This window comes from Psychromonas marina, from assembly GCF_030161115.1.
Taxonomy (GTDB): domain Bacteria; phylum Pseudomonadota; class Gammaproteobacteria; order Enterobacterales; family Psychromonadaceae; genus Psychromonas; species Psychromonas marina.
Genome location: NZ_BSPQ01000001.1, coordinates 191,486 through 213,037, shown reverse-complemented (window position 1 = coordinate 213,037; position 21,552 = coordinate 191,486). Strand labels below are relative to the sequence as shown.

Here is a 21,552-nt window from a genome sequence, read left to right as displayed (position 1 = left end):
AAAAAATTATAATAAAACAGGAGTTTTCTCCTGTTTTTTGTTATTGATAATTTAATATTATTAAGGAATAAAAAATGACAAACTTTACTTTTGCCTTTCCTGGGCAAGGCTCTCAAAGCGTTGCGATGCTTGCAAATCTTGCACAACAATACCCTATTGTGGAAGCGACATTTAAAGAAGCAAGTGATGTATTAGGTTATGACCTATGGGCATTAACGCAAGATGGACCAGCGGAATCATTAAACCAAACCGATAAAACACAACCTGCATTATTAACCTCATCGGTTGCTATTTGGCGTGTTTGGCAAGAAGTAGGCGGTGAAAAGCCAACTGTTATTGCTGGCCACAGTTTAGGCGAATATTCTGCATTAGTGTGTGCGGGTGTTATCGATTTTAAAGATGCGGTTAAACTGGTTGAATTACGTGGTCAACTAATGCAACAAGCGGTACCAGCGGGTGTCGGTGCGATGTATGCAATTATCGGCCTAGCGGATGATAAAATTGCAGCTGCCTGTGAGCAAGCAGCACAAGGTGAGGTTGTTTCTCCAGTAAACTACAACTCCCCAGGCCAAGTAGTGATTGCAGGTAATAAAGACGCAGTGGAACGTGCCGGTGTTTTGTGTAAAGAAGCGGGTGCTAAACGTGCATTACCATTACCTGTGTCAGTACCATCTCACTGTGCTCTAATGAAACCTGCTGCAGATAAATTGGCTATTGCATTAAACGATATCACTTTTAATGCGCCAGAAATCGCTGTGATTAATAACGTTGATGTGATCGCAGAAACTGATGCAGACAAAATTAAAGATGCATTAGTGCGTCAACTATACTGCCCTGTTCGTTGGACTGGCATTATCGAAAAAATGGCTGAGCAAGGCATTAACCTTCAAGTTGAAGCTGGCCCAGGTAAAGTATTAAGTGGTTTAGTTCGTCGTATTGATAAAAGCTTCACGGCACAAGTAATTAATGATGTAGCAACGCTTGAAAGCACACTTGCTGCAATTAAAGGAGAATAAAATGAAAGACCAAGTTGTATTAATAACAGGCGCAAGCCGCGGTATTGGCCGTGCAATTGCTGAGAAATTTGTTGCACTAGGCGCAACAGTTTTAGGTACCGCGACCAGTGAAGGCGGCGCTGCTGCAATCAGTGAGTACCTAGGTGATGCGGGTAAAGGTTTTGTTTTAAACGTAACAGACAACGATTCAATCGCTGCACTTTTTGCTGATATCAAAAAAGAGTTCGGTAGTGTAGACGTACTAGTAAACAATGCTGGCATTACGCGTGATAACTTATTAATGCGCATGAAAGACGATGAGTGGAGCGATATTATCGACACTAACTTAACGCCTATCTTTAAAATGAGCAAAGCTGCATTGCGCCCAATGATGAAGAAACGTGTTGGTCGCATCATCAACGTAGGTTCTGTTGTGGGTACTATGGGTAACGCTGGTCAAGCAAACTACGCAGCAGCAAAAGCGGGTGTTATTGGCTTTACTAAGTCATTAGCGCGTGAAGTTGCTAGCCGTGGTATTACTGTTAATACCGTTGCTCCAGGTTTTATCGAAACAGATATGACTAAAGCATTAAATGAAGATCAACGTGCAGCAACGCTTGCAAATGTACCTGCTGGTCGCTTGGGTGATCCAAGTGAAATCGCTGCGACAGTGGTATTCTTAGCGTCTGAAGGTGCTGCGTACATTACAGGTGAAACTATCCATGTGAATGGCGGCATGTACATGGTTTAGACTGTGCTAATTCAGTCATCACAAATACTGTTAGCTCTAATGCTGACAGTATTTATAAGTCCTTGGCTATAAACTATCTAAGGGTGAATTAAATCGTCTAACAGATAAAAATGTGGTTTTTTCAGATCAAACCTTGTACTTTCAGTTTGTATTTTGCACAGGCTACTTCACCTGAATTATCACTTGTTACACCAACAAATAATGTATTATGCATAATGGGTTTTCTGGTGAACATAAATAAATGCGATTAAAATGTCGTGCTTTATGTTTACAATTAACATCTCACATAACATAACTAGATGTTAATTTAAATATAAGAAACAAAGTGTTGCACTTTTTTCTTATATTAACCGAGTAAAGTGGTTGATGTTTTTGTTATTATTGAGCTTGTTAGTATCGCTCCGCTTGCTACCCATAATGGATAATGTTGTGATGTTAAGTAGATGTTATTGCTTGTTATTTAGCAGTAATAACCACAATTTATTAGTTCTGTCACTTAAAATAATGCGATTCTAAGGCTGTTTAAATAAAAGGTTGGTTTTCGTCAATTTATTGATTAAAATCCCAAAATAACTGGTCTAACCAGTGATAGAATACTTGAATATTAAATGCGATAGCATAAACTACCGCCATTAACGCACAAAGCGTATTACCAAAGGAAAATAAAAATGAGCAATATCGAAGAACGCGTAAAAAACATCATCGTTGAGCAATTAGGTGTACAACTAGATGAAGTTGTAAACACAGCTTCTTTTGTTGACGATTTAGGTGCTGATTCTCTAGATACAGTTGAATTAGTTATGGCACTTGAAGAAGAATTCGATACTGAGATTCCTGACGAAGAAGCAGAGAAAATCACTACTGTTCAATCAGCAATCGATTACGTTGTAAACAACGATTAATCATTCATTTTGAATGAATAATATTCTAAAGGCGGTCAGTGACCGCCTTTTGTGTTTTTCTAGATAATGATTTTTACTAAAAATGACAGTCAAAAGTAATTATTTAGATAAATAGTAAGAAATTTAGGAGAGATAAAAGTGTCAAAACGTAGAGTTGTAGTTACAGGTTTAGGTCTATTAACACCTGTTGGTAATTCAGTTGAAACCTCTTGGGAAGCAATTCAAGCAGGTAAAAGCGGTATCTCAAATATCGAACATTTCGATACCGAAAAATTTGCATGTAAATTTGCCGGTATGGTAAAAGATTTTAATGTTGAAGATTACATGGCTAAGAAAGATGCACGTAAAATGGATGTTTTCATTCAATACGGTGTAGCAGCTGCTGATCAAGCATTAAAAGATTCTGGCCTTGAAGTTAATGATGATAATGCTGAGCGAATTGGTGTTGCAATCGGTTCAGGTATTGGTGGTATTACGACTATCGAATCAAATGTACGTAACTACGATAAAAGTGGTCCACGTAAAATTAGTCCATTCTTTATTCCTGCTACGATCATCAATATGATCTCTGGTCACGTTTCAATTAATAATGGCCTTAAAGGGCCTAATGTTGCCGTAACGACTGCATGTACAACGGGTACACATAGTATCGGTTTAGGCGCACGTATGATCCAATACGGTGATGCAGATGTGATGATCGTGGGTGGTGCTGAAAAAGCATCAAGCGAAATCAGCATGGGTGGTTTTGCATCAGCACGTGCTCTTTCTACACGTAACGAATCACCAGAAACGGCAAGTCGTCCTTGGGATGAATCGCGTGACGGTTTTGTGTTAGGTGATGGTGCTGGTGTGTTAGTACTTGAAGAGTATGAGCACGCAGTAGCACGTGGCGCAAAAATCTATGCTGAATTCTCTGGTTTTGGTATGAGTGGTGATGCTTACCACATGACGTCACCACCAGAAAACGGTGCAGGCGCAGCATTATCAATGAAAAATGCAATTAAAGATGCAAAAATTGAGCCTTCTCAAATTCAATACATCAATGCACATGGTACTTCAACACCTGCTGGTGATATCGCTGAAACACAAGCGGTTAAAGGGATTTGGGGCGATGCAGCTAAAGATGTAATGATGAGTTCAACTAAATCGATGACGGGTCATCTATTAGGTGCTGCGGGTGCAATCGAAGCGGTATTTAGTGTATTAGCACTACGTGACCAACTTGCACCGCCAACAATTAACTTGGTAAACCCAAGTGAAGGTTGTGATTTAGATTACGTAACAGACGGTAAAGCACGTCCTGCGCATATTGAATACGCACTTTCAAACTCATTTGGTTTCGGTGGTACAAACGGTACACTGATCTTCAAACGTATCTAATTTTTTAAAAAAAAGATAGAATAAAAACCCGATTTTACCGTCGGGTTTTTTTATGTCTGCAGAAAATAGTTTGTACTAATCAGTACCATGGATTAGTTGTTTAATGGAGTTGATATTGTGTTAATTAACGGAATTGAATCGAATCAAATTGATGCGATGGATCGTGGCTTAGCCTATGGTGACGGCCTGTTTACCACCATGAAAGTACAATTTGGTGACGTTCAATTGTGGGATTTTCATTTACAACGCTTACAATTAGGCGCAAAACACCTATTTTTCCCCACCATTGATTGGTTACGTTTAAATGCAGAAGTAGGCCAGATAGCCAAATCTGTTGCGCATAGAAATGAGTATGTCATTAAGATTATCATCACTCGTGGTAGCGGGGGGCGCGGTTATAGTGCCCAAGGTTGCGATGCTCCTCTGCGTATTATTACGACCAGTGTTTATCCCGATTTTTATCATCAATGGCAACTGCAGGGCATTAAGTTGATTCAATGTGAAACCCAACTTGGTAGCAATAAACAACTCGCAGGGCTGAAAACCTTAAACCGTTTAGAGCAGGTACTAATTAAACAAGAGTTACATAGCAAGCAAGCAGTTGAAGGTCTTGTTTGTGATAATCAAGGTTATGTTATCGAGGCTTGTACGGCGAACATCTTTATCTATCTTGATGGGCAATGGAAAACACCAAAGTTAAACAGTAGTGGCGTTGCGGGTGTATTGCGTCGTCAGGTAATGGAATCTGCTCTGCAAAAAGGTATTGAAATTAGTGAGGAAGATATCCATCGTGATAGCTTAAAAAAAGCACAAGCTATCTGTTTAACTAATGCGTTAATGGGCATCGTTCCGGTTTCCCAATACCAACAATTAATTTTTGGCAGCGCAGGTTTAACGCGTTGTAAACAGTTACAATCTTTAATCGAGTAAAGGAACAGATACAATGAGTTTTAAAAAAGTAGCGAGTGCATTCGCTATATTGTTTGCATTAGCTTTAATATTAGTCGTGGTTGCTAAGCAACAGATAGAGGATTATTTAAGCTTACCTCGCATCGATAAAACCCAGCTTATCACGGTACCTGCTGGCAGTAATTTCTCCCGTTTTGGTGATGAGTTATTAGCGCAATCGGTTGTGACGGATCTGCGTTGGTGGAAAATTGTTGGTAAGTTATACCCAGAATTAACTAAGATTAGATCAGGTACCTACGAGATTAAAGAGGGTTTTAATCTTGAGGATATTCTACTCACCATCAATACCGGCAAAGAGTTTCAATATAGAGTGACCTTTGTTGAGGGGAGTACTTTTAAAGAGTGGATGGTCAATCTTAATGATGCGCCGCAGTTACAACCTTTGCAAAAAACAGAAGCACAATTAATTGAAGCGTTGGGGATTCCGTACAAAAAACTGGAAGGCTTATTGTTTCCTGAGACTTACCATTACAGTGCCAATATGAGTGCTTACCAGATCATCAAAAAAGCTTATCAGCATCAATCTAATGTGCTTAAAAAACTGTGGCAAGAGCGTGAAGAGGGTCTCCCATACAAAACACCCTATGAAGCATTGATCATGGCATCGATTATTGAAAAAGAGAGCGGTTTATCCGATGACCGCGATAAAATATCTTCAGTATTTGTTAATCGTTTGCGTATTGGCATGCGTTTACAAACTGATCCAACTGTCATATATGGGATGGGGGATCGTTATGATGGGCGTATTCGCAGCAAAGATCTACGTGAAAAAACAGCTTACAATACCTATACCATGTCTGGCTTGCCGCCAACGCCTATTGCAATGCCAAGTGAAGCTGCGCTTTATGCCACTTTACACCCTGCAAAAACAAAGTATCTCTATTTTGTCAGTAAAGGTGATGGTACTTCTTACTTTTCAAAAAGTTTGAGAGAGCATAATAATGCCGTTAATAAATATATTCGAGGAAAATAATATGTCTGCAGCAGAAAAATTAGCGGGTAAATTTATTGTAATAGAAGGCTTAGAGGGCGCAGGTAAAAGTACTGCGATCTCTTATATCGCTAAGTGGTTGGCGTTACAGAATATGCCTGCTGAGCAAATTACCTATACACGTGAGCCTGGTGGCACCGAGCTTGCTGAGCGTATGCGTGATATCGTTAAAATGGAAGTACAAGGTGAAGACCTGGAAGATAAAGCTGAGCTGTTATTAATGTATGCTGCTCGTGTGCAACTGGTTGAGCACATCATTAAACCTGCTCAGAATAATCAGCATATCGTAGTGGGCGATCGCCATAACTGGAGCTCTCTAGCCTACCAAGGTGGCGGTCGTGGTATTGATCTACAGTTAATCGAGGATATCAAACAAGTTTCTCTCGGTGAATTTAATGCCGATTTCACCCTGTTTTTAGATATTGACCCTGAACTTGGTTTAAGCCGGGCGCGTGGTCGTGGTGAACTTGATCGCATTGAACGCCTTGCGATTGATTTTTTTGAACGTACTCGACAAGTGTTTTTACAGCTAACAGATGCTGAACAGAAAGCGGTGAAGATTGATGCGAGTCAAACACCTGAAATCGTTGAAAAAGCTATTTTCAAACAATTAGATAATTGGTTAGCGAGTTTATAATTGATGACCTCTAAAGATACTTTGACGTCAAGTGTAGCAACACCTTGGCTTACCCCAACTTTTAATAATTTGGTACAAAATAGCAAAACTGGGCGTTTTGCGCATGGATTGCTATTTACGGGTAGTGCGGGATTAGGAAAATTTAAACTTGCCTCACGTACTGCTAAATACCTACTTTGCACCAATAAACAGGAGAGTGATGCCTGTGGTGAATGCCATTCATGTAATCTTTTTGATGCGCAAAATCACCTTGATTTTCATCTGTTACAGAGTGAAAGCAATAAAGCGATAGGCATAGAGCAAGTACGTAGTTTAATCGACTCATTAAACGAGCGTCCACATTTAGGTGATAACAAAGTGGTTATCATTAAAGATGCGCAACTGCTGACCATACCTGCTGCAAATGCATTGCTGAAAACATTAGAAGAGCCACAGGGGAATAGTTACCTTATTCTTCTTGCGCGTACTCATCATCAGCTTATGCCCACTCTTTATAGCCGCGTACAGCACACCCATATTCATACGCCTAGTGATGAAGAGTTATTAAGTTGGCTAGCGCAGCAGCAGGTTGCGGTCACCGATAAAGGCGTATTAAGACAGTTTCAAAATTGCCCGTTGGTATTATTAAATTACCTTAATGCATTGCAAAGCGGTGATGCGAGTGATGAGCGAAGAGATTGTGTAGAAGGGCTTTTTTCGCTACTTAATCGCGCTGAAATGTTATTGGATTTTAGCCAGTTTCTTGCAAGCGATGTCGAATCTCGTTTGCAGCTACTGTTTTTTATGTTCCATGAACTACACAAAATAAAACTCACCGGTCAGCCCTTAAGTGATGATGCTGTTTATGGCTTTGCACTACCTCAGTTACAAATTTGGAGTGAGCGGGTCAGTTTAAAAAGTTTGCGTTACTTGTGCAGTGAAATACTCAAGGTACGTACTCAATTGGTTGAGCATACGGGTCTAAAGAAAGAGCTGTTAATTTCAGCGTTGTTGATAAAAATTAAGAATGAATTTAAGCATTAATAGAAAGGAATAAGGCCCATGTTAGTTGATTCACATTGCCATTTAGACCGATTAGATTATGACAAGAAACATAAAAATTTAGATGATGTTGTCAATAAAGCGAAAGCGATGGGGGTTGATTATCTAATGAGCGTTTGTGTGACACTCAAAGATTACCCAGCAATGGCTGAGCTTATTAAAGGTCATGATGAGATATTTAGTAGCTGTGGTGTTCATCCGCTCTATAAAGATGAAGTACTTGATGAAGCGGTGTTATTAGAATATGCAAGTAGCGATAAAGTGGTTGCGATCGGTGAAACGGGGCTCGATTTTTTCTATGCACCGGAAACCAAAGAGTGGCAGATAGATAGTTTTCGTAAGCAGATTCGTGTGGCTAAAAAACTTAATAAACCTTTGATCATCCATACCCGTGATGCACGTCAGGAAACCTTAGATATTCTTCGTGAAGAGGGGGCTGAGCAAGTAGGGGGCGTATTACACTGTTTTACTGAGTCTATTGAGATGGCAGAAGCTGCGATGAAGATGGGCTTTTATATCTCGGTATCGGGTATCGTCACCTTTAAAAATGCCAAAGAGCTACAAACGGTGATTAAAGCAATTCCGTTAGATCGTTTATTGGTTGAAACCGATGCACCTTATCTAGCGCCTGTGCCTCATCGAGGTCAAGAGAATGAGCCGGCGTTTACCTACGATGTTGCAAAATTTGTCGCTGATTTGAAAGGGGTGAGTTTAGAGGAGCTTGCACAAGTAACCTCGAATAACTTCTTTACCCTGTTTAATAAAGCACAGCGTTGATTAGAGTAAATACAGCGGTTAGTTTTAAGCTGTCAACGTTCAGTAAGGTCAAAGGCATCGCCTAGGGCGTGTCGGGATAAATCGCCGACCTACAGGTGGATCGGAATCTATTGTAGGTCGTGGCTTTAGCCCGACAAAAGCAGTGGTTAGTTATTAGCGGTTAGTCGTTAGTAAATTCAAAACCAGCTTCCCTGTAGGTCGCGGCTTTAGCCCGACAATGCTAGGAGGGGACGTTTTAGGTGTGAGAGTGAGTGACGAGCTGCGAAAATCGGTATGTTTGTGTTTTCACTCGTCGCTCGCAGTTCGTAACCCAACGGGCACAAAAAAGGGGGACGATATCGTCCCCCTTTTAAACTCTATTTTTAAAAGTACTAAAAATTAATCAAGTGCTTTTAGTGTCGCTGTTAATAAATCCCAGTATTTATCTACTGTAGCGATCTCTAATTTTTCATCTGGGCTATGTGGGAATTTAATTGTTGGTCCAACCGAGATCATATCCCATTCCGGATACTGTGCACTAAATAAACCACACTCCAGACCAGCATGGATAACCATTGTTTTTGGCTTGCTACCAAACAGTTCAATGTATTGGTTTTCCATCACTTGGTAGATTGCAGAGTTTGGATTCGGCGTCCAACCTGGGTAAATACCATCTTGGCGAACGCTAGCGCCATGTGATTCAAAGTGTGCTTGAATCTCGTTTGCTTCATCTTGTTTCTCTTGTTCTACTTGAGAGCGAATTAGCACTTGGATTTTAAAGCATAATTTCCCTTCTGTACTCTGTGTAATGACACCAATGTTGCTAGATGTTTGTACTACATTTGAGAAGTTGTTATCCATGCTGAAAACACCATTCTTACAACCCTGTATGCTTTCAAGCAGTGCTGTTTGGCTTTCATGAGTTAGGATAGATGTTGGCAGTGTCGACTTTTTAACGGTTAGCGTTAAGTTAGTTTCAACTCCCTCAAATTGTGCTGCTAGTGTTACCTGTAGCGTATTGATTAATAACTCTAAACTGTTTTGATATTGTTCATCACAAACAATTACTGCTTTTGCTTCACGAGGAATCGCGTTACGTAAGCTACCACCTTCAAAGTTAGCTACATTAAATGGCACGCCATCAAGGTTATTTAAGACAGCTGCTAACTCTTTGATCGCATTACCGCGTCCAAGGTTAATATCACATCCAGAGTGACCACCTTTAAGGCCTGTTAGGCTAATTTCATAAGCTGCGTGGCTTACTTCAGGTTCCATTTTTTCATAGGCTAGATCGATATTAACGTTAACACCGCCAGCACAACCTACATAGAGTTCACTTTCTTGCTCAGAATCGGTATTAATGAGTACTTTACCTTTTAAAGCGCCTGCTTTAAGACCAAATGCACCGGTCATGCCTGTTTCTTCGTCGGTGGTTAATAATACTTCTAATGGGCCATGTTGTAGATCGTTAGCACCTAATACCGCTAAACAACTTGCCATACCGATGCCATTATCTGCACCTAGTGTGGTGTTATCTGCATGTAACCAGTCACCTTTTACAATCGGCGTAATAGGGTCAACCAAAAAGTCGTGGCTACTGTCACTATTCTTTTGTGGCACCATATCAAGATGAGCCTGCAGGATAACGGCAGTCTTATCTTCGTAACCCGCAGAGGCTGGTTTAGTTAGAATCAGGTTACCTACTTCATCTTGTACGCAGTCTATATTTTTTTCTGTAGCCCAATTTTGAATCCATTCAACTAATTGTTGTTCGTGCTTAGAAGGGTGCGGAATAGCACAAATCGATGAAAAGTATGACCAGATAGGGTTTGTTGATGTTGATAGTAAAGTTTGCATAGTGGGCCTTATAAAAAACATTGGTTAAATAAATAAGTATATAACCCTGTTTTTGTTCAGTGTTTAGCTTGGATTACTTACTGTATGATTCTTGAAATTGATTTAGATCAATAAAAATTATTAACTAATTAAAGGAATATACCGTGTCAGAAGAAAATTTTAAAGACCCATACTCTGTGAGCCATTTTTTAGGTCTATTAGTTGCGTTGCTATTACCAACTATACCTGCAACATTGACACTTTTGAAGGTACTTTCTTAAACCTCTTTTATGATGCTAAATAAGGTAAAATAAAAGTGCAGTAATTATAAATTGCAAGCATATATAATGTAAAATGGCTATTTTTAATTGGCCATTTTTTATCTCTACTCCTTCTTTTTAAACAATTCTATAAATATTTCCCTAAAAACATAAAATTGATTGGTTAATTGTGCGGAACATCTATAAACTAGCGCGAATTTGCCAAAATTTATGATTTCTTGGCGGAAAAATAGAGAATTATTCCGCTGAAAGATCATAAAATAGCATCGTAAAATTTATTTTATTGTTTTTCACGGAGGTTATCTTGAGTCATTCTGCCATACTGGTATTGGAAGATGGAACTGTATTTAAAGGCACTGCAATCGGTGCTGATGGAAGTTCTGTTGGTGAAGTAGTATTTAACACGTCAATGACGGGTTACCAAGAAATTCTAACTGATCCATCTTACGCACGCCAAATCGTAACACTTACTTACCCACATATCGGCAACACAGGCACAAATGATGAAGATGAAGAGTCTGCATCAATCCACGCTTGTGGCCTAATCATTCGAGACCTTCCTTTATTAGCAAGCAACTTCCGTAACCAGGCGTCTTTAAGTGATTACTTAAAAGCACGTAATGTTGTCGGTATTGCTGATATCGATACGCGCAAGCTAACACGTATTTTACGTGAGAAAGGCGCACAATCAGGCTGTATCATTGCTGGCGAGAATATCGACGAAGCATCTGCACTTGAACAAGCTAAAGCATTCCCTGGTCTGAAAGGTATGGATCTCGCAAAAGAAGTGACGACTCAAGAAAGTTTTGAATGGTCACAGGGTAGCTGGACGTTAACAGGTGGTCTGCCAGAGCATACTGGTGAAGGAAAATATCACGTTGTAGCATACGATTTTGGTGTTAAACGTAACATCCTGCGCATGCTTGCTGACCGCGACTGTAAATTAACCGTCGTTCCTGCACAAACACCTGCTGCTGAAGTTTTAGCAATGAACCCAGATGGTATCTTCCTATCTAATGGCCCTGGTGATCCAGAACCATGTACTTATGCTATCGACGCAATCCAAGAGATTCTAAAAACGGATATTCCTGTATTTGGTATCTGTTTAGGTCATCAATTACTTGCTTTAGCAAGTGGTGCTAAAACGGTGAAAATGAAGTTCGGTCATCATGGTGCTAACCACCCGGTTAAAGATTTAGACCGCGGTGTGGTTATGATCACTGCGCAAAACCATGGTTTTGCTGCTGATCAAGAAAGTCTGCCTGAGAACTTACGTGCAACACACGTTTCATTGTTTGATGGTTCTTTACAAGGTATTCATCGTACTGATAAAGCTGCATTTAGTTTCCAAGGGCACCCTGAAGCAAGTCCGGGTCCTCATGATGCTGCGCCATTATTTAATCACTTCATTGAATTGATTGAACAGTACAAAAAAGCTTAGTTAATAGACCAGACAAGAATCGCAATAGAAAGGTAAATTTCAGATGCCAAAACGTAATGACTTAAACACCATCCTAATTATTGGTGCTGGACCGATTGTTATCGGCCAAGCCTGTGAGTTTGACTACTCAGGCGCACAAGCTTGTAAAGCCCTAAAAGAAGAAGGCTACCGTGTTGTATTGGTTAACTCTAACCCTGCAACGATTATGACTGACCCAGATATGGCTGATGCAACATACATCGAGCCAATTCATTGGGAAGTGGTAGAGAAAATCATCGCTAAAGAGCGTCCATGTGCAGTATTACCAACAATGGGCGGCCAAACGGCGCTTAACTGTGCACTAGAGCTTGAAGAAAAAGGCATTTTAGCTAAATACAATGTTGAAATGATTGGCGCAACTGCTGACGCAATTGATAAAGCAGAAGACCGTAGTCGTTTTGATACAGCAATGAAAAAAATTGGACTTGAATGTCCACGTGCTGGTATCGCACACAACATGGATGAAGCGTACGGCGTTTTAGACATGGTTGGTTTCCCTTGTATCATACGTCCATCGTTCACGATGGGTGGTACAGGTGGCGGTATCGCATACAACAAAGAAGAGTTTGACGATATTTGTTCAAACGGCTTAGACCTTTCACCAACAAGCGAATTATTGATCGATGAATCATTAATCGGTTGGAAAGAGTATGAAATGGAAGTGGTTCGCGACAAAAATGATAACTGTATCATTGTTTGTGCGATTGAAAACTTTGACCCAATGGGTATTCATACGGGTGACTCAATTACCGTTGCACCAGCACAAACGTTAACAGATAAAGAATACCAATTAATGCGTAATGCTTCTTTAGCTGTACTACGTGAAATCGGTGTTGAAACAGGTGGTTCAAACGTACAGTTTGGTATTAACCCTGCTGACGGCCGTATGGTATTAATCGAGATGAATCCGCGTGTATCACGTTCATCTGCATTAGCATCAAAAGCAACGGGTTTCCCAATTGCTAAAATCGCTGCTAAATTAGCAATCGGTTACACATTAGATGAGTTACAAAACGATATTACTGGCGGTAAAACACCTGCATCGTTCGAACCAACTATCGATTACGTTGTAACTAAGATTCCTCGTTTTAACTTCGAGAAGTTTGCTAACTCAAACAACCGTCTGACTACACAGATGAAATCTGTGGGTGAAGTAATGGCGATTGGTCGTAACCAACAAGAATCACTTCAAAAAGCACTACGTGGTCTTGAAGTTGGCGCTGACGGTTTTAGCCCAATGGTTGACTTGGCAGATCCTGTTGCTGCAAAAGAAAAAGTATTATACGAACTACGTGAAGCAGGCGCTGAACGTATTTGGTACATCGGTGATGCATTCCGTTTAGGCATGACAATGGATGAAATCCATAACATCACTATGATCGATAACTGGTTCCTTGTGCAAATCGAAGATTTAATCTTAGAAGAGAAGAAACTAGCAGAAGGCGGTTTACGCTCTCTTGATAATGCAACACTTAAACGCCTTAAGCGTAAAGGTTTTGCCGATAGCCGTATTGCATCTGTAGTGGGTATTTCTGAAACTGAAGTACGTAAATTACGTGAGAAATTTAACCTACACCCAGTATACAAACGTGTTGATACCTGTGCTGCTGAGTTCTCATCTGATACTGCTTACATGTACTCTACCTACGATGAAGAGTGTGAAGCGAACCCAACTGATAATGAAAAAATCATGATTATCGGTGGTGGTCCTAACCGTATTGGTCAAGGTATTGAATTCGATTACTGTTGTGTACATGCAGCGCAAGCAATGCGTGAAGATGGTTATGAAACAATCATGGTTAACTGTAACCCTGAAACGGTTTCTACCGATTACGATACTTCGGATCGTTTATACTTCGAATCAATTACATTAGAAGACGTACTTGAAATCGTACGTGTTGAGAAGCCTAAGGGCGTTATCGTGCAATACGGTGGCCAAACACCACTTAAATTAGCACGTGCTCTAGAAGCTGCTGGTGTGCCAATCATCGGTACTTCGCCTGAAGCAATTGACCGCGCAGAAGACCGTGAACGTTTCCAACAAGTTGTTGAGCGTCTTGGTCTTAAGCAACCAGAAAATGACACAGTAACAACCACTGAGCAAGCGGTTGAATCTGCTAAGCGTATCGGTTATCCGTTAGTAGTACGTCCTTCGTACGTGCTAGGTGGTCGTGCGATGGAAATCGTATATGACGAAGTTGATTTACGTCGTTACTTTAAAGAAGCGGTAAGCGTTTCTAACGAATCACCTGTTCTTCTTGACCGTTTCCTAGATGATGCAATCGAAGTTGATATCGATGCAATCTGTGACGGTACTGATGTTGTTATCGGTGGCATCATGGAGCACATCGAACAAGCGGGCGTTCACTCAGGTGACTCAGCATGTTCTTTACCTGCGTACACATTAAGCGCTGAAATCCAAGACGAAATGCGTGGTTACATCAAAGCACTCGCACTTGAATTAGGTGTTGTTGGTCTGATGAATACACAGCTTGCTGTTAAAGATAACGAAGTTTACATGATTGAAGTAAACCCTCGTGCAGCACGTACAGTGCCGTTTGTATCTAAAGCGACAAGTGTGCCAATTGCTAAAATCGGCGCAAGTGTGATGGCGGGTAAAACGCTGAAAGAACTTGGCGTGACTAAAGAAGTTATCCCACCATACTATTCTGTTAAAGAAGTAGTATTACCGTTTAATAAATTCCCTGGTTCAGATCCTATCTTAGGTCCTGAAATGCGCTCAACGGGCGAAGTGATGGGAGCGGGTGATACATTCGCAGAAGCCTATGCAAAAGCAGAATTGGGTTCTACTAAAGAAGTACCTGAAATTGGTCGTGCACTACTTTCTGTTCGTAACAGCGATAAGAAGCGTGTTGCAAAACTAGCTAAGAACTTACTTGAGTTAGGTTTCGAGATTGATGCAACGCACGGTACGATGATCATCTTACAAGAAGCGGGTATTAATGCGCGTCTTGTAAACAAAGTACACGAAGGTCGTCCGCACATTCTTGACCGTATTAAAAACTCTGAGTACAAATACATTGTTAATACTACGGAAGGTCGTGTTGCGATTGAAGACTCTCGTCAGCTACGTCGTGCTGCATTACGTTACAAAGTTAACTACACAACGACATTAAACGGTGCATTTGCAACGTGTCAGGCACATACTGCTGACCCAACTGCAGATGAAGCAACAGTTAACTCTGTACAAGAGTTACATCGCCGTATCGTAAAGTAATTAAATGATAAGCTAGTAAAACAGTTTATGATGAAAGGCTATCTAAGTAATTAGGTAGCCTTTTTTTTCACTGCTACTTTAATAAAGGAATAGTATGTTACTAATTGAGATTGATAAAACCCGCTACCGCCGCCACTTTAATATTGTCATGGGGGCTTGTATCAGTTTTTTACTACTAGGTAGTTTGGGCATTGCACAATTACTGATCGCTGTTTTCCCTGCCGCAGAGGGAACCCATTTTCATTGGAATTTGTTGGGCGTGATTGTTACGGCGTTAATTATCTTAGTGGTGTTCAAAAGTAAAAGACAACATCCATTTTTAGTTGAAGTGGTTTATGTGTTGGAATTAAAAAAGGCGCTTAATTTAATTACTCGTAAAGTGCGTAAACTGCAAAGTGCAGCAAAAATGGGTGACCCAAATGCGCTGCTTGCCTTGCAGTTTAGTTATAGCGGATCGCGTCAACTATGGTTGCTTGACGATAATACCATCACCTTAGCAAGCCTTGATAAAAGTCAGGCGGAATTAGAACAGTTGCTAGCGAAATATGATATCAGCATCGACATCACAAAATATAACAGTAACCTATTGAAATCATTCTAGTGACTTGACCTTACCCTATGGGAATAGTTTAGGTTTATCATTATGAAAAATATAGCTTATGTTGTATCGCTTTGTATGCTGCTATTAACACTCTCTGTTTCTGGGGAAAGTAACATACAACATAAATCAAATGATCACCTAACGTATAAATCGGTACATTGTTCTTTAATGAATAATGACCAATGTAGTGGGGCAGTTGAATCTGTCGCTGAGGTGTCATGTTGTTTAACCTCTACGATCTCCTTTTTTCATAGTGAAACATGCTCATTGCTAGCAGTTGCTATAATGACTCAAGCAAAAGATTATTTTGAATATACTCACCAACCTTTAGCTGGTAGTAAAAAAATCCATTACCGTCCTCCCATTGTTTAACTTTTAGTTATAAAACGATATTAACCATTAAAAATTAGACGCTCTAAAGGAGTTACCTATGAATAAATTGAAAACCCTACTATTAACGCTTTCATTTTTTAGTACAGCTGCGCTTGCTACAGACTTAACTGTGTATAAATCGCCCTATTGTGGTTGTTGTACCGCTTGGGCGGAGCAGGTAGAGGAGGCTGGTTTTAATGTCACAATTGTAGAGCAAGCTGATAATAATCTATTGCGTCAACAGCATGCTATCAGTCCTGAGATAACTTCATGCCACACAGCTGTTGTCGAAGGTTATGCGATTGAGGGGCATGTACCTGTTGCTGATATCAAGCGTCTATTACGTGAGAAACCGATGATAGCAGGACTTGCTGTTCCTGGAATGCCTGCTTCATCACCGGGGATGGATGTGCCAGGTAATAGTGATCCTTACCAAGTGATTGCATTTGAGAAAGATGGAACTAAACGAGTTTATAATCAGTACAATGTAAAATAGTCACTCAAAGTAGCGCAGTGATGCGCTACTCTCTTTTCATTTTATTCAACGCTCCACATTCAAAACTCCTACGATATTTACCATGCTGGCTCGACATTTCCCTTATTTAATTGCCTTTTAGTTGATGTTTGACCATATTCATTGTTATCGATTAAATAATTTTAATATTCATTTTAAAATTAATATTTTTAAGGAAGAAAAATGCAATTAAATAAAAAACTTGGCGCTGAATTTATTGGTACATTTTGGTTGGTATTGGGGGGCTGTGGTAGTGCTGTATTAGCTGCAGGTTATCCTGAATTAGGTATTGGCTTTGTGGGGGTAGCATTGGCATTTGGTTTGACGGTGTTAACCATGGCTTACGCAATTGGTCATATCTCCGGGTGTCACCTCAACCCTGCTGTCTCTGTAGGGTTATTCATTGGTGGGCGATTTTCTAAAGCAGAGTTAGTTCCTTACATCATCGCGCAAGTGCTTGGAGGGATTGCAGGGGCTGCTATTTTATACCTCATCGCGAGTGGAAAGATGGGTTTTGATGCAGCAGCAGGTTTTGCATCTAATGGTTATGGAGAGCACTCTCCGGATGGATATGGTTTAGTTGCGGCATTAACGACTGAGATCGTGATGACCTTTATGTTCCTCATTATTATTTTAGGCGCAACGGATAAACGGGCACCAGTAGGTTTTGCCCCGATTGCGATTGGTTTAGGGTTAACACTGATTCACTTAATCAGTATTCCTGTCACTAATACCTCTGTGAACCCTGCACGAAGTACTGCCGTCGCTATTTTCCAAGGAGACTGGGCTATTTCGCAGTTATGGTTATTCTGGGTGGCGCCGATTATCGGTGCTATTTTAGCGGGCATTGTTTATAAATGGTTTGAAGAATAGTATTCAAGATTAACGGGTTAGTGCTACTTATGCGTTACCCGTTATACCCATCTTCCTTTCTTTTGTTAATTTAACTTTGCGCATGAATCCCTTTCTATCAATTCACACTCGATGGTTATTTTTTGTATTGGTTGTGCGACTTTACTGATGTTCTCTAATAGTAGTTTTGCTGACTCTAAGCCAACTTTATAGGGATTTTGTTTGATCACTGTGATGGGCACTTTAAAGTGTTCCACCATCGGTATTTCATCAAACCCAAGCAGTGAAATATCATTGGGTATTTCTACATTAAGGTCTTTTATCCCTTTAATGACATCAATAGTTATCGCCAGATGCTGTGAGAAAATAGCCGTTGGTGCACAAGGAGGAGCTATTATTTCTGATAACGGGACATCAAAACCGTTAGTCCTATCCCAATATTGAATAAGCTGCGCCTCTTTGTTGATAGCGTATTTATCCAGTGCTTCTCGATATCCTTGGTAACGCTCGTCACGAGATCGAATACCCTCAAACTCTTGGGTAATAAAGCAAATCCTTTTATGACCCAACTTAATCAAGTACTCCGTCGCTTCGAATGCGGCTTTACGATAATCTGAAATGACAATATTGGTATCGCACTTTGGGTATTCCAATTGAAATTGCACTAAGGGGAGGTTGGACTCGGTATATTGAGTTATCAGATCCAAGTTTTTTCCTGAAGAGGTGATAATAATCCCATCCACACGTAAACGCTTTAAGCTATGAAGTGCTCTTGCCTCTATTTCCTCATTAAAATCAGTGTTGTATATCAATACATCGTAATTATTTTCTTTGCAGAAGTCATCAATACCTCGTAATACCCGACTTGTATCATAACCGCTGAGATCGCGCACAATCACACCAATGGTTTTTGTCGTATCAGTTTTTAGACTACGAGCGATGGGGTTTGGCACATAATCAAGCTCCTTTATCGCTAACTCAATGCGTGCACGTGTCTGCTCTGACATGTAATTCAAACGACCATTTAAAAACTGCGAAACCGTGCTTTTTGAAACACCAGCATGCTCTGCGACATCAACTATTTTAGTTTTTTTCATCGTATTATTATTTTTGTTAACCCAGTCCATTTTCGATTGTTGACATTTTATGCAATTGGCGTAATTTAATCAACTAAACCGGTTTAGTAAATCGATTTAGTTGGTTGGTAAGATCACATAAATACAACAAGTTATCATCTTAGATAGTGTTTTTAGGTTAAGTATCCCTTGAATGAATGGAATTTAAATAATGAAAATTAAAGATATTAAAATATTTGTGAGTTGCCCTGGGCGCAATTTTGTAACGGTTAAAGTCATTACTGAAGATGGTGTTTATGGTTTAGGTGATGCAACGGTTAATGGGCGTGAAATGGCGGTGGTTACTTACCTAGAAGAGCATGTTGTTCCCTGTTTAATTGGGCGTGATGCACACGATATTGAAGATATCTGGCACTACTTATACCGCGGTGTTTATTGGCGCCGTGGACCTATTACAATGGCCGCTATTGCTGCTATCGATATGGCGTTATGGGACATTAAAGGTAAAGTTGCTGGGTTGCCACTTTATCAATTATTAGGCGGGAAAAGCCGCACAGGTGTCACCGTTTATGCGCATGCGAATGGTGAAACAATCTCGGATACGTTAGATAAAGTCGCGGAGTGTATCGAACAAGGGTTTAAAGTGGTCAGACTGCAATGTGCGGTGCCTGGTTTAACAGAAACCTATGGTGTGTTGGGCGATAAAAAAGACTATTTTGAACTACAAGGCAATCGACCTTTACCACCCGAGCAAACGTGGTCAACCAGCAAATACTTTAATATGGTTGAAGATCTGTTTGAGCAAGCACGTGCACGCTTTGGTTACGAAATCGAGTTTACTCATGATGTACATAGCCGATTGACACCGATTGAGTCAGCTAAGCTCGGTAAGATGTTAGAGAAGTACAACTTATTGTTTTTAGAAGATCCGTCGATTGCTGAAAACCAAGAAAACTACAAACTGATTCGTCATCATACTACGACGCCGTTAGCACTCGGAGAAACCTACAATACTCTCTGGGACTGTAAGGATCTGCTACAAAATCAATTAATCGATTATATCCGCGTTGCCGCTACCCATGCCGGTGGCATTACTGCGATGAAACGTATTGCTGATTTTGCGAGTGTTTTTAATGTTAAAACGGCACCGCATGGCGCACCAGATCTATCTCCGATCTGTTTTGTTGCCCATATGCATTTGAATATATCAACACCTAACTTCGGTATTCAAGAGTATGTTGGAATGGGAAATGAAGAAACTCTTAAAATATTCAAACATGAAATGTACTTAGAAAACGGAATGATTTATGTCTCTGACAAACCTGGTTTAGGCATCGAGTTTGATGAGGTAGCAGCAGAAGAATATGTTTATAAACGTTCATACCTGCCTGTTAGTCGATTAGAAGACGGTACGCTTTGGCATTGGTAATAAAGTGGTAATACCAATTACAGTAAATAGCTGATCTATTTTACTGGTTAAAATAACTTACTTCTTCGTTGTAAGTTTCGCAAAGGGAACAACCATAAAGAATTAAAGTCATTTATTTAATTCTCCGATAGAGGATTAACGTAGTTAATCTCTCGAAAGGCGTCAACTTACGCCTTGAATTAAGCTATTTTTCCTGCGCAAAATTTAGGTCACATAATTAATGTAATCGGTATAAATAAAATGACAAGCACAATGGTAAGCAAAATTTATAATAATTAAAGGAAAAGTAATGAGTAATAAAACGGTATTAGTTTATGGGACTGGATTTGCGGGTAAAGGGCATGCACTTGCGTTTAGAGATGCCGGCGCTGAGGTTGTTGGTATCGTTGGACGAACCGACTCCGTCGTTAAAGAGGTTGCCGCTGAATTAAACATTCCTTATTCAGGCACTGATTGGTTAACTGCGCTGCAAACCTGTAAACCTGATATCGTTTCTATTGCAACGCCAGGTGGTGCACATGTTGAAGCGATTAAGCAAGCGATTGAGTTTGGCTGCAATGTGTTCTGTGATAAACCATTAACACAAAGCGGTGAAACAGCTGAAGAAATTTATCAAATGTCACTTAAACACAAGGTAAAAACGGCCTTTGCTTCAAGCTTCAGATATATGCCAGAAATTATGCACGCTAAGCGTTTAGTTGCGCAGGGGGCAATTGGCATGCCTACTGAGGTGGAGTGTATTTCACACTTTAATCTTGATAGATATATTCCATTCGGTTGGTCACACAGCGCTGAAGCGGGAGGTGGGCGATTGAATAATAACTTTACTCATCTACTATCGATTGTTACCTCGGTTATTGGTGAGAAAATTATCTCTATAAACGGTGAAGTCAGGGATGATATGGGATCGGCGCCAGTTGTTGATGGTGTGCATAACTTTATGGAAAGACGTAATTTTATTCCTGAAGATATTAATGATCCGACACTTGAGTGGAAAAAAAGTGACGTTGAATGGTCCTATACGGTATTAGCGCAATTAGAGGCTGAACGGGAAACTACGCAGCCTGTTTCTGTGTTATTTAAACATGGCGGGTTAACACCTCGATTCCATGATGATCATATTATTTTTCATGGTAGCGAAGGCTCAATTTACATTAAAGGCCATTATGGAGCAGGGCCATTATATCTCTTTAGTCATGGGAATAAAGGGGCACAGTGGCAAGAAGTTACACTTCCAGAGGATATTGCATCTTCATTACCAAACATTGCCGATGATACACAACGTAGTTGGACTCACCTTGCTATCCAGTTTGTAAAAGATATTAACGGTGAGCAAGTTGAACCTTACCAAACCTTTGAGGATGGTTGTCGCTACCAAAAAATTATCGACATTATTCGTAGCAATGATAATTGGACAGATGTGAGTAAGCTGTAATTTGAGTGTAAGCTAA

The 21,552-nt window shown here is 40.2% G+C and carries 19 protein-coding genes; 17 read left to right on the top strand and 2 right to left on the bottom strand.

Annotated elements, in window-relative coordinates; translation table 11 throughout:
• The first annotated feature begins 74 nt into the window (after positions 1 to 74).
• The 9 genes from fabD to QQK09_RS01000 all read left to right on the top strand — a co-directional run bounded on the left by fabD (position 75) and on the right by QQK09_RS01000 (position 8,443).
• Positions 75 to 1,016 carry an ACP S-malonyltransferase gene (gene fabD / locus QQK09_RS01040; RefSeq protein ID WP_284202247.1) on the top strand — a complete coding sequence of 314 codons (942 nt, stop codon included), beginning with the start codon at positions 75 to 77 and terminating at the stop codon, positions 1,014 to 1,016.
• Position 1,017: 1 nt separating this feature from the next.
• Positions 1,018 to 1,746, top strand: a complete 729-nt coding sequence (gene fabG, locus QQK09_RS01035; RefSeq protein ID WP_284202246.1) for a 3-oxoacyl-ACP reductase FabG — start codon at positions 1,018 to 1,020, stop codon at positions 1,744 to 1,746.
• A gap of 668 nt (positions 1,747 to 2,414) precedes the next feature.
• A complete protein-coding gene (gene acpP, locus QQK09_RS01030; RefSeq protein ID WP_284202245.1) occupies positions 2,415 to 2,648 on the top strand; it encodes an acyl carrier protein in 234 nt (77 codons plus the stop codon).
• Between the two features lie 138 nt (positions 2,649 to 2,786).
• Positions 2,787 to 4,028: a beta-ketoacyl-ACP synthase II gene (gene fabF, locus QQK09_RS01025; protein WP_284202244.1), complete on the top strand. Its 1,242-nt coding sequence runs from the start codon at positions 2,787 to 2,789 to the stop codon at positions 4,026 to 4,028.
• A 117-nt stretch (positions 4,029 to 4,145) separates the two neighbouring features.
• Positions 4,146 to 4,958 (top strand): aminodeoxychorismate lyase, encoded by an 813-nt coding sequence (gene pabC, locus QQK09_RS01020; protein WP_284202243.1) that lies wholly within the window; start codon positions 4,146 to 4,148, stop codon positions 4,956 to 4,958.
• A gap of 13 nt (positions 4,959 to 4,971) precedes the next feature.
• A complete protein-coding gene (gene mltG / locus QQK09_RS01015) occupies positions 4,972 to 5,970 on the top strand; it encodes an endolytic transglycosylase MltG (RefSeq protein WP_284202242.1) in 999 nt (332 codons plus the stop codon).
• Between the two features lies 1 nt (position 5,971).
• Positions 5,972 to 6,625, top strand: a complete 654-nt coding sequence (tmk, locus tag QQK09_RS01010) for a dTMP kinase (RefSeq protein ID WP_284202241.1) — start codon at positions 5,972 to 5,974, stop codon at positions 6,623 to 6,625.
• Between the two features lie 3 nt (positions 6,626 to 6,628).
• Positions 6,629 to 7,648: a DNA polymerase III subunit delta' gene (holB, locus tag QQK09_RS01005; protein ID WP_284202844.1), complete on the top strand. Its 1,020-nt coding sequence runs from the start codon at positions 6,629 to 6,631 to the stop codon at positions 7,646 to 7,648.
• 18 nt (positions 7,649 to 7,666) lie between these two features.
• Positions 7,667 to 8,443, top strand: a complete 777-nt coding sequence (locus QQK09_RS01000; protein ID WP_284202240.1) for a TatD family hydrolase — start codon at positions 7,667 to 7,669, stop codon at positions 8,441 to 8,443.
• A gap of 378 nt (positions 8,444 to 8,821) precedes the next feature.
• On the opposite strand, the gene QQK09_RS00995 is transcribed toward QQK09_RS01000, so the two are convergent.
• The gene (locus QQK09_RS00995; protein WP_284202239.1) at positions 8,822 to 10,279 is read right to left on the bottom strand and encodes an aminoacyl-histidine dipeptidase; all 1,458 of its coding nucleotides are present in this window, start codon (positions 10,277 to 10,279) and stop codon (positions 8,822 to 8,824) included.
• A gap of 564 nt (positions 10,280 to 10,843) precedes the next feature.
• Between QQK09_RS00995 and carA the strand changes: the two genes are divergently transcribed.
• The 6 genes from carA (at position 10,844) to aqpZ (ending at position 17,617) form a co-directional block, all read left to right on the top strand.
• Positions 10,844 to 11,980 (top strand): glutamine-hydrolyzing carbamoyl-phosphate synthase small subunit, encoded by a 1,137-nt coding sequence (gene carA, locus QQK09_RS00990; protein ID WP_284202238.1) that lies wholly within the window; start codon positions 10,844 to 10,846, stop codon positions 11,978 to 11,980.
• 43 nt (positions 11,981 to 12,023) lie between these two features.
• A complete protein-coding gene (carB, locus tag QQK09_RS00985; protein WP_284202237.1) occupies positions 12,024 to 15,257 on the top strand; it encodes a carbamoyl-phosphate synthase large subunit in 3,234 nt (1,077 codons plus the stop codon).
• Positions 15,258 to 15,351: 94 nt separating this feature from the next.
• A complete protein-coding gene (locus QQK09_RS00980) occupies positions 15,352 to 15,858 on the top strand; it encodes a DUF3087 domain-containing protein (RefSeq protein WP_284202236.1) in 507 nt (168 codons plus the stop codon).
• 42 nt (positions 15,859 to 15,900) lie between these two features.
• Complete coding sequence (locus tag QQK09_RS00975; protein ID WP_284202235.1) at positions 15,901 to 16,230, top strand: hypothetical protein; 330 nt, start codon at positions 15,901 to 15,903, stop codon at positions 16,228 to 16,230.
• A 58-nt stretch (positions 16,231 to 16,288) separates the two neighbouring features.
• Positions 16,289 to 16,726: a DUF411 domain-containing protein gene (locus QQK09_RS00970; RefSeq protein ID WP_284202234.1), complete on the top strand. Its 438-nt coding sequence runs from the start codon at positions 16,289 to 16,291 to the stop codon at positions 16,724 to 16,726.
• Positions 16,727 to 16,927: 201 nt separating this feature from the next.
• Positions 16,928 to 17,617 (top strand): aquaporin Z, encoded by a 690-nt coding sequence (aqpZ, locus tag QQK09_RS00965; protein WP_284202233.1) that lies wholly within the window; start codon positions 16,928 to 16,930, stop codon positions 17,615 to 17,617.
• Between the two features lie 65 nt (positions 17,618 to 17,682).
• Here the strand turns inward: aqpZ and QQK09_RS00960 are convergent, their stop codons facing one another.
• Positions 17,683 to 18,693, bottom strand: a complete 1,011-nt coding sequence (locus QQK09_RS00960; protein ID WP_284202232.1) for a LacI family DNA-binding transcriptional regulator — start codon at positions 18,691 to 18,693, stop codon at positions 17,683 to 17,685.
• Between the two features lie 190 nt (positions 18,694 to 18,883).
• Here QQK09_RS00960 and manD point away from each other — a divergent pair, with 190 nt between their 5' ends.
• Together manD and QQK09_RS00950 are read left to right on the top strand one after the other, a co-directional pair.
• The gene (gene manD, locus QQK09_RS00955; protein WP_284202231.1) at positions 18,884 to 20,101 is read left to right on the top strand and encodes a D-mannonate dehydratase ManD; all 1,218 of its coding nucleotides are present in this window, start codon (positions 18,884 to 18,886) and stop codon (positions 20,099 to 20,101) included.
• A 289-nt stretch (positions 20,102 to 20,390) separates the two neighbouring features.
• Positions 20,391 to 21,536 carry a Gfo/Idh/MocA family protein gene (locus tag QQK09_RS00950; protein WP_284202230.1) on the top strand — a complete coding sequence of 382 codons (1,146 nt, stop codon included), beginning with the start codon at positions 20,391 to 20,393 and terminating at the stop codon, positions 21,534 to 21,536.
• Positions 21,537 to 21,552 lie beyond the last annotated feature (16 nt).

What these genes read in the sequence shown, in the direction of transcription:
- fabD (WP_284202247.1), top strand. Translation starts at nt 75, where the DNA reads ATGACAAACTTTACTTTTGCCTTTCCTGGGCAAGGCTCTCAAAGCGTT.
- fabG (WP_284202246.1), top strand. Translation starts at nt 1,018, where the DNA reads ATGAAAGACCAAGTTGTATTAATAACAGGCGCAAGCCGCGGTATTGGC.
- acpP (WP_284202245.1), top strand. Translation starts at nt 2,415, where the DNA reads ATGAGCAATATCGAAGAACGCGTAAAAAACATCATCGTTGAGCAATTA.
- mltG (WP_284202242.1), top strand. Translation starts at nt 4,972, where the DNA reads ATGAGTTTTAAAAAAGTAGCGAGTGCATTCGCTATATTGTTTGCATTA.
- tmk (WP_284202241.1), top strand. Translation starts at nt 5,972, where the DNA reads ATGTCTGCAGCAGAAAAATTAGCGGGTAAATTTATTGTAATAGAAGGC.
- holB (WP_284202844.1), top strand. Translation starts at nt 6,629, where the DNA reads ATGACCTCTAAAGATACTTTGACGTCAAGTGTAGCAACACCTTGGCTT.
- QQK09_RS01000 (WP_284202240.1), top strand. Translation starts at nt 7,667, where the DNA reads ATGTTAGTTGATTCACATTGCCATTTAGACCGATTAGATTATGACAAG.
- QQK09_RS00995 (WP_284202239.1), bottom strand. Translation starts at nt 10,279, where the DNA reads ATGCAAACTTTACTATCAACATCAACAAACCCTATCTGGTCATACTTT.
- carB (WP_284202237.1), top strand. Translation starts at nt 12,024, where the DNA reads ATGCCAAAACGTAATGACTTAAACACCATCCTAATTATTGGTGCTGGA.
- QQK09_RS00980 (WP_284202236.1), top strand. Translation starts at nt 15,352, where the DNA reads ATGTTACTAATTGAGATTGATAAAACCCGCTACCGCCGCCACTTTAAT.
- QQK09_RS00975 (WP_284202235.1), top strand. Translation starts at nt 15,901, where the DNA reads ATGAAAAATATAGCTTATGTTGTATCGCTTTGTATGCTGCTATTAACA.
- QQK09_RS00970 (WP_284202234.1), top strand. Translation starts at nt 16,289, where the DNA reads ATGAATAAATTGAAAACCCTACTATTAACGCTTTCATTTTTTAGTACA.
- aqpZ (WP_284202233.1), top strand. Translation starts at nt 16,928, where the DNA reads ATGCAATTAAATAAAAAACTTGGCGCTGAATTTATTGGTACATTTTGG.
- QQK09_RS00960 (WP_284202232.1), bottom strand. Translation starts at nt 18,693, where the DNA reads ATGAAAAAAACTAAAATAGTTGATGTCGCAGAGCATGCTGGTGTTTCA.
- manD (WP_284202231.1), top strand. Translation starts at nt 18,884, where the DNA reads ATGAAAATTAAAGATATTAAAATATTTGTGAGTTGCCCTGGGCGCAAT.
- QQK09_RS00950 (WP_284202230.1), top strand. Translation starts at nt 20,391, where the DNA reads ATGAGTAATAAAACGGTATTAGTTTATGGGACTGGATTTGCGGGTAAA.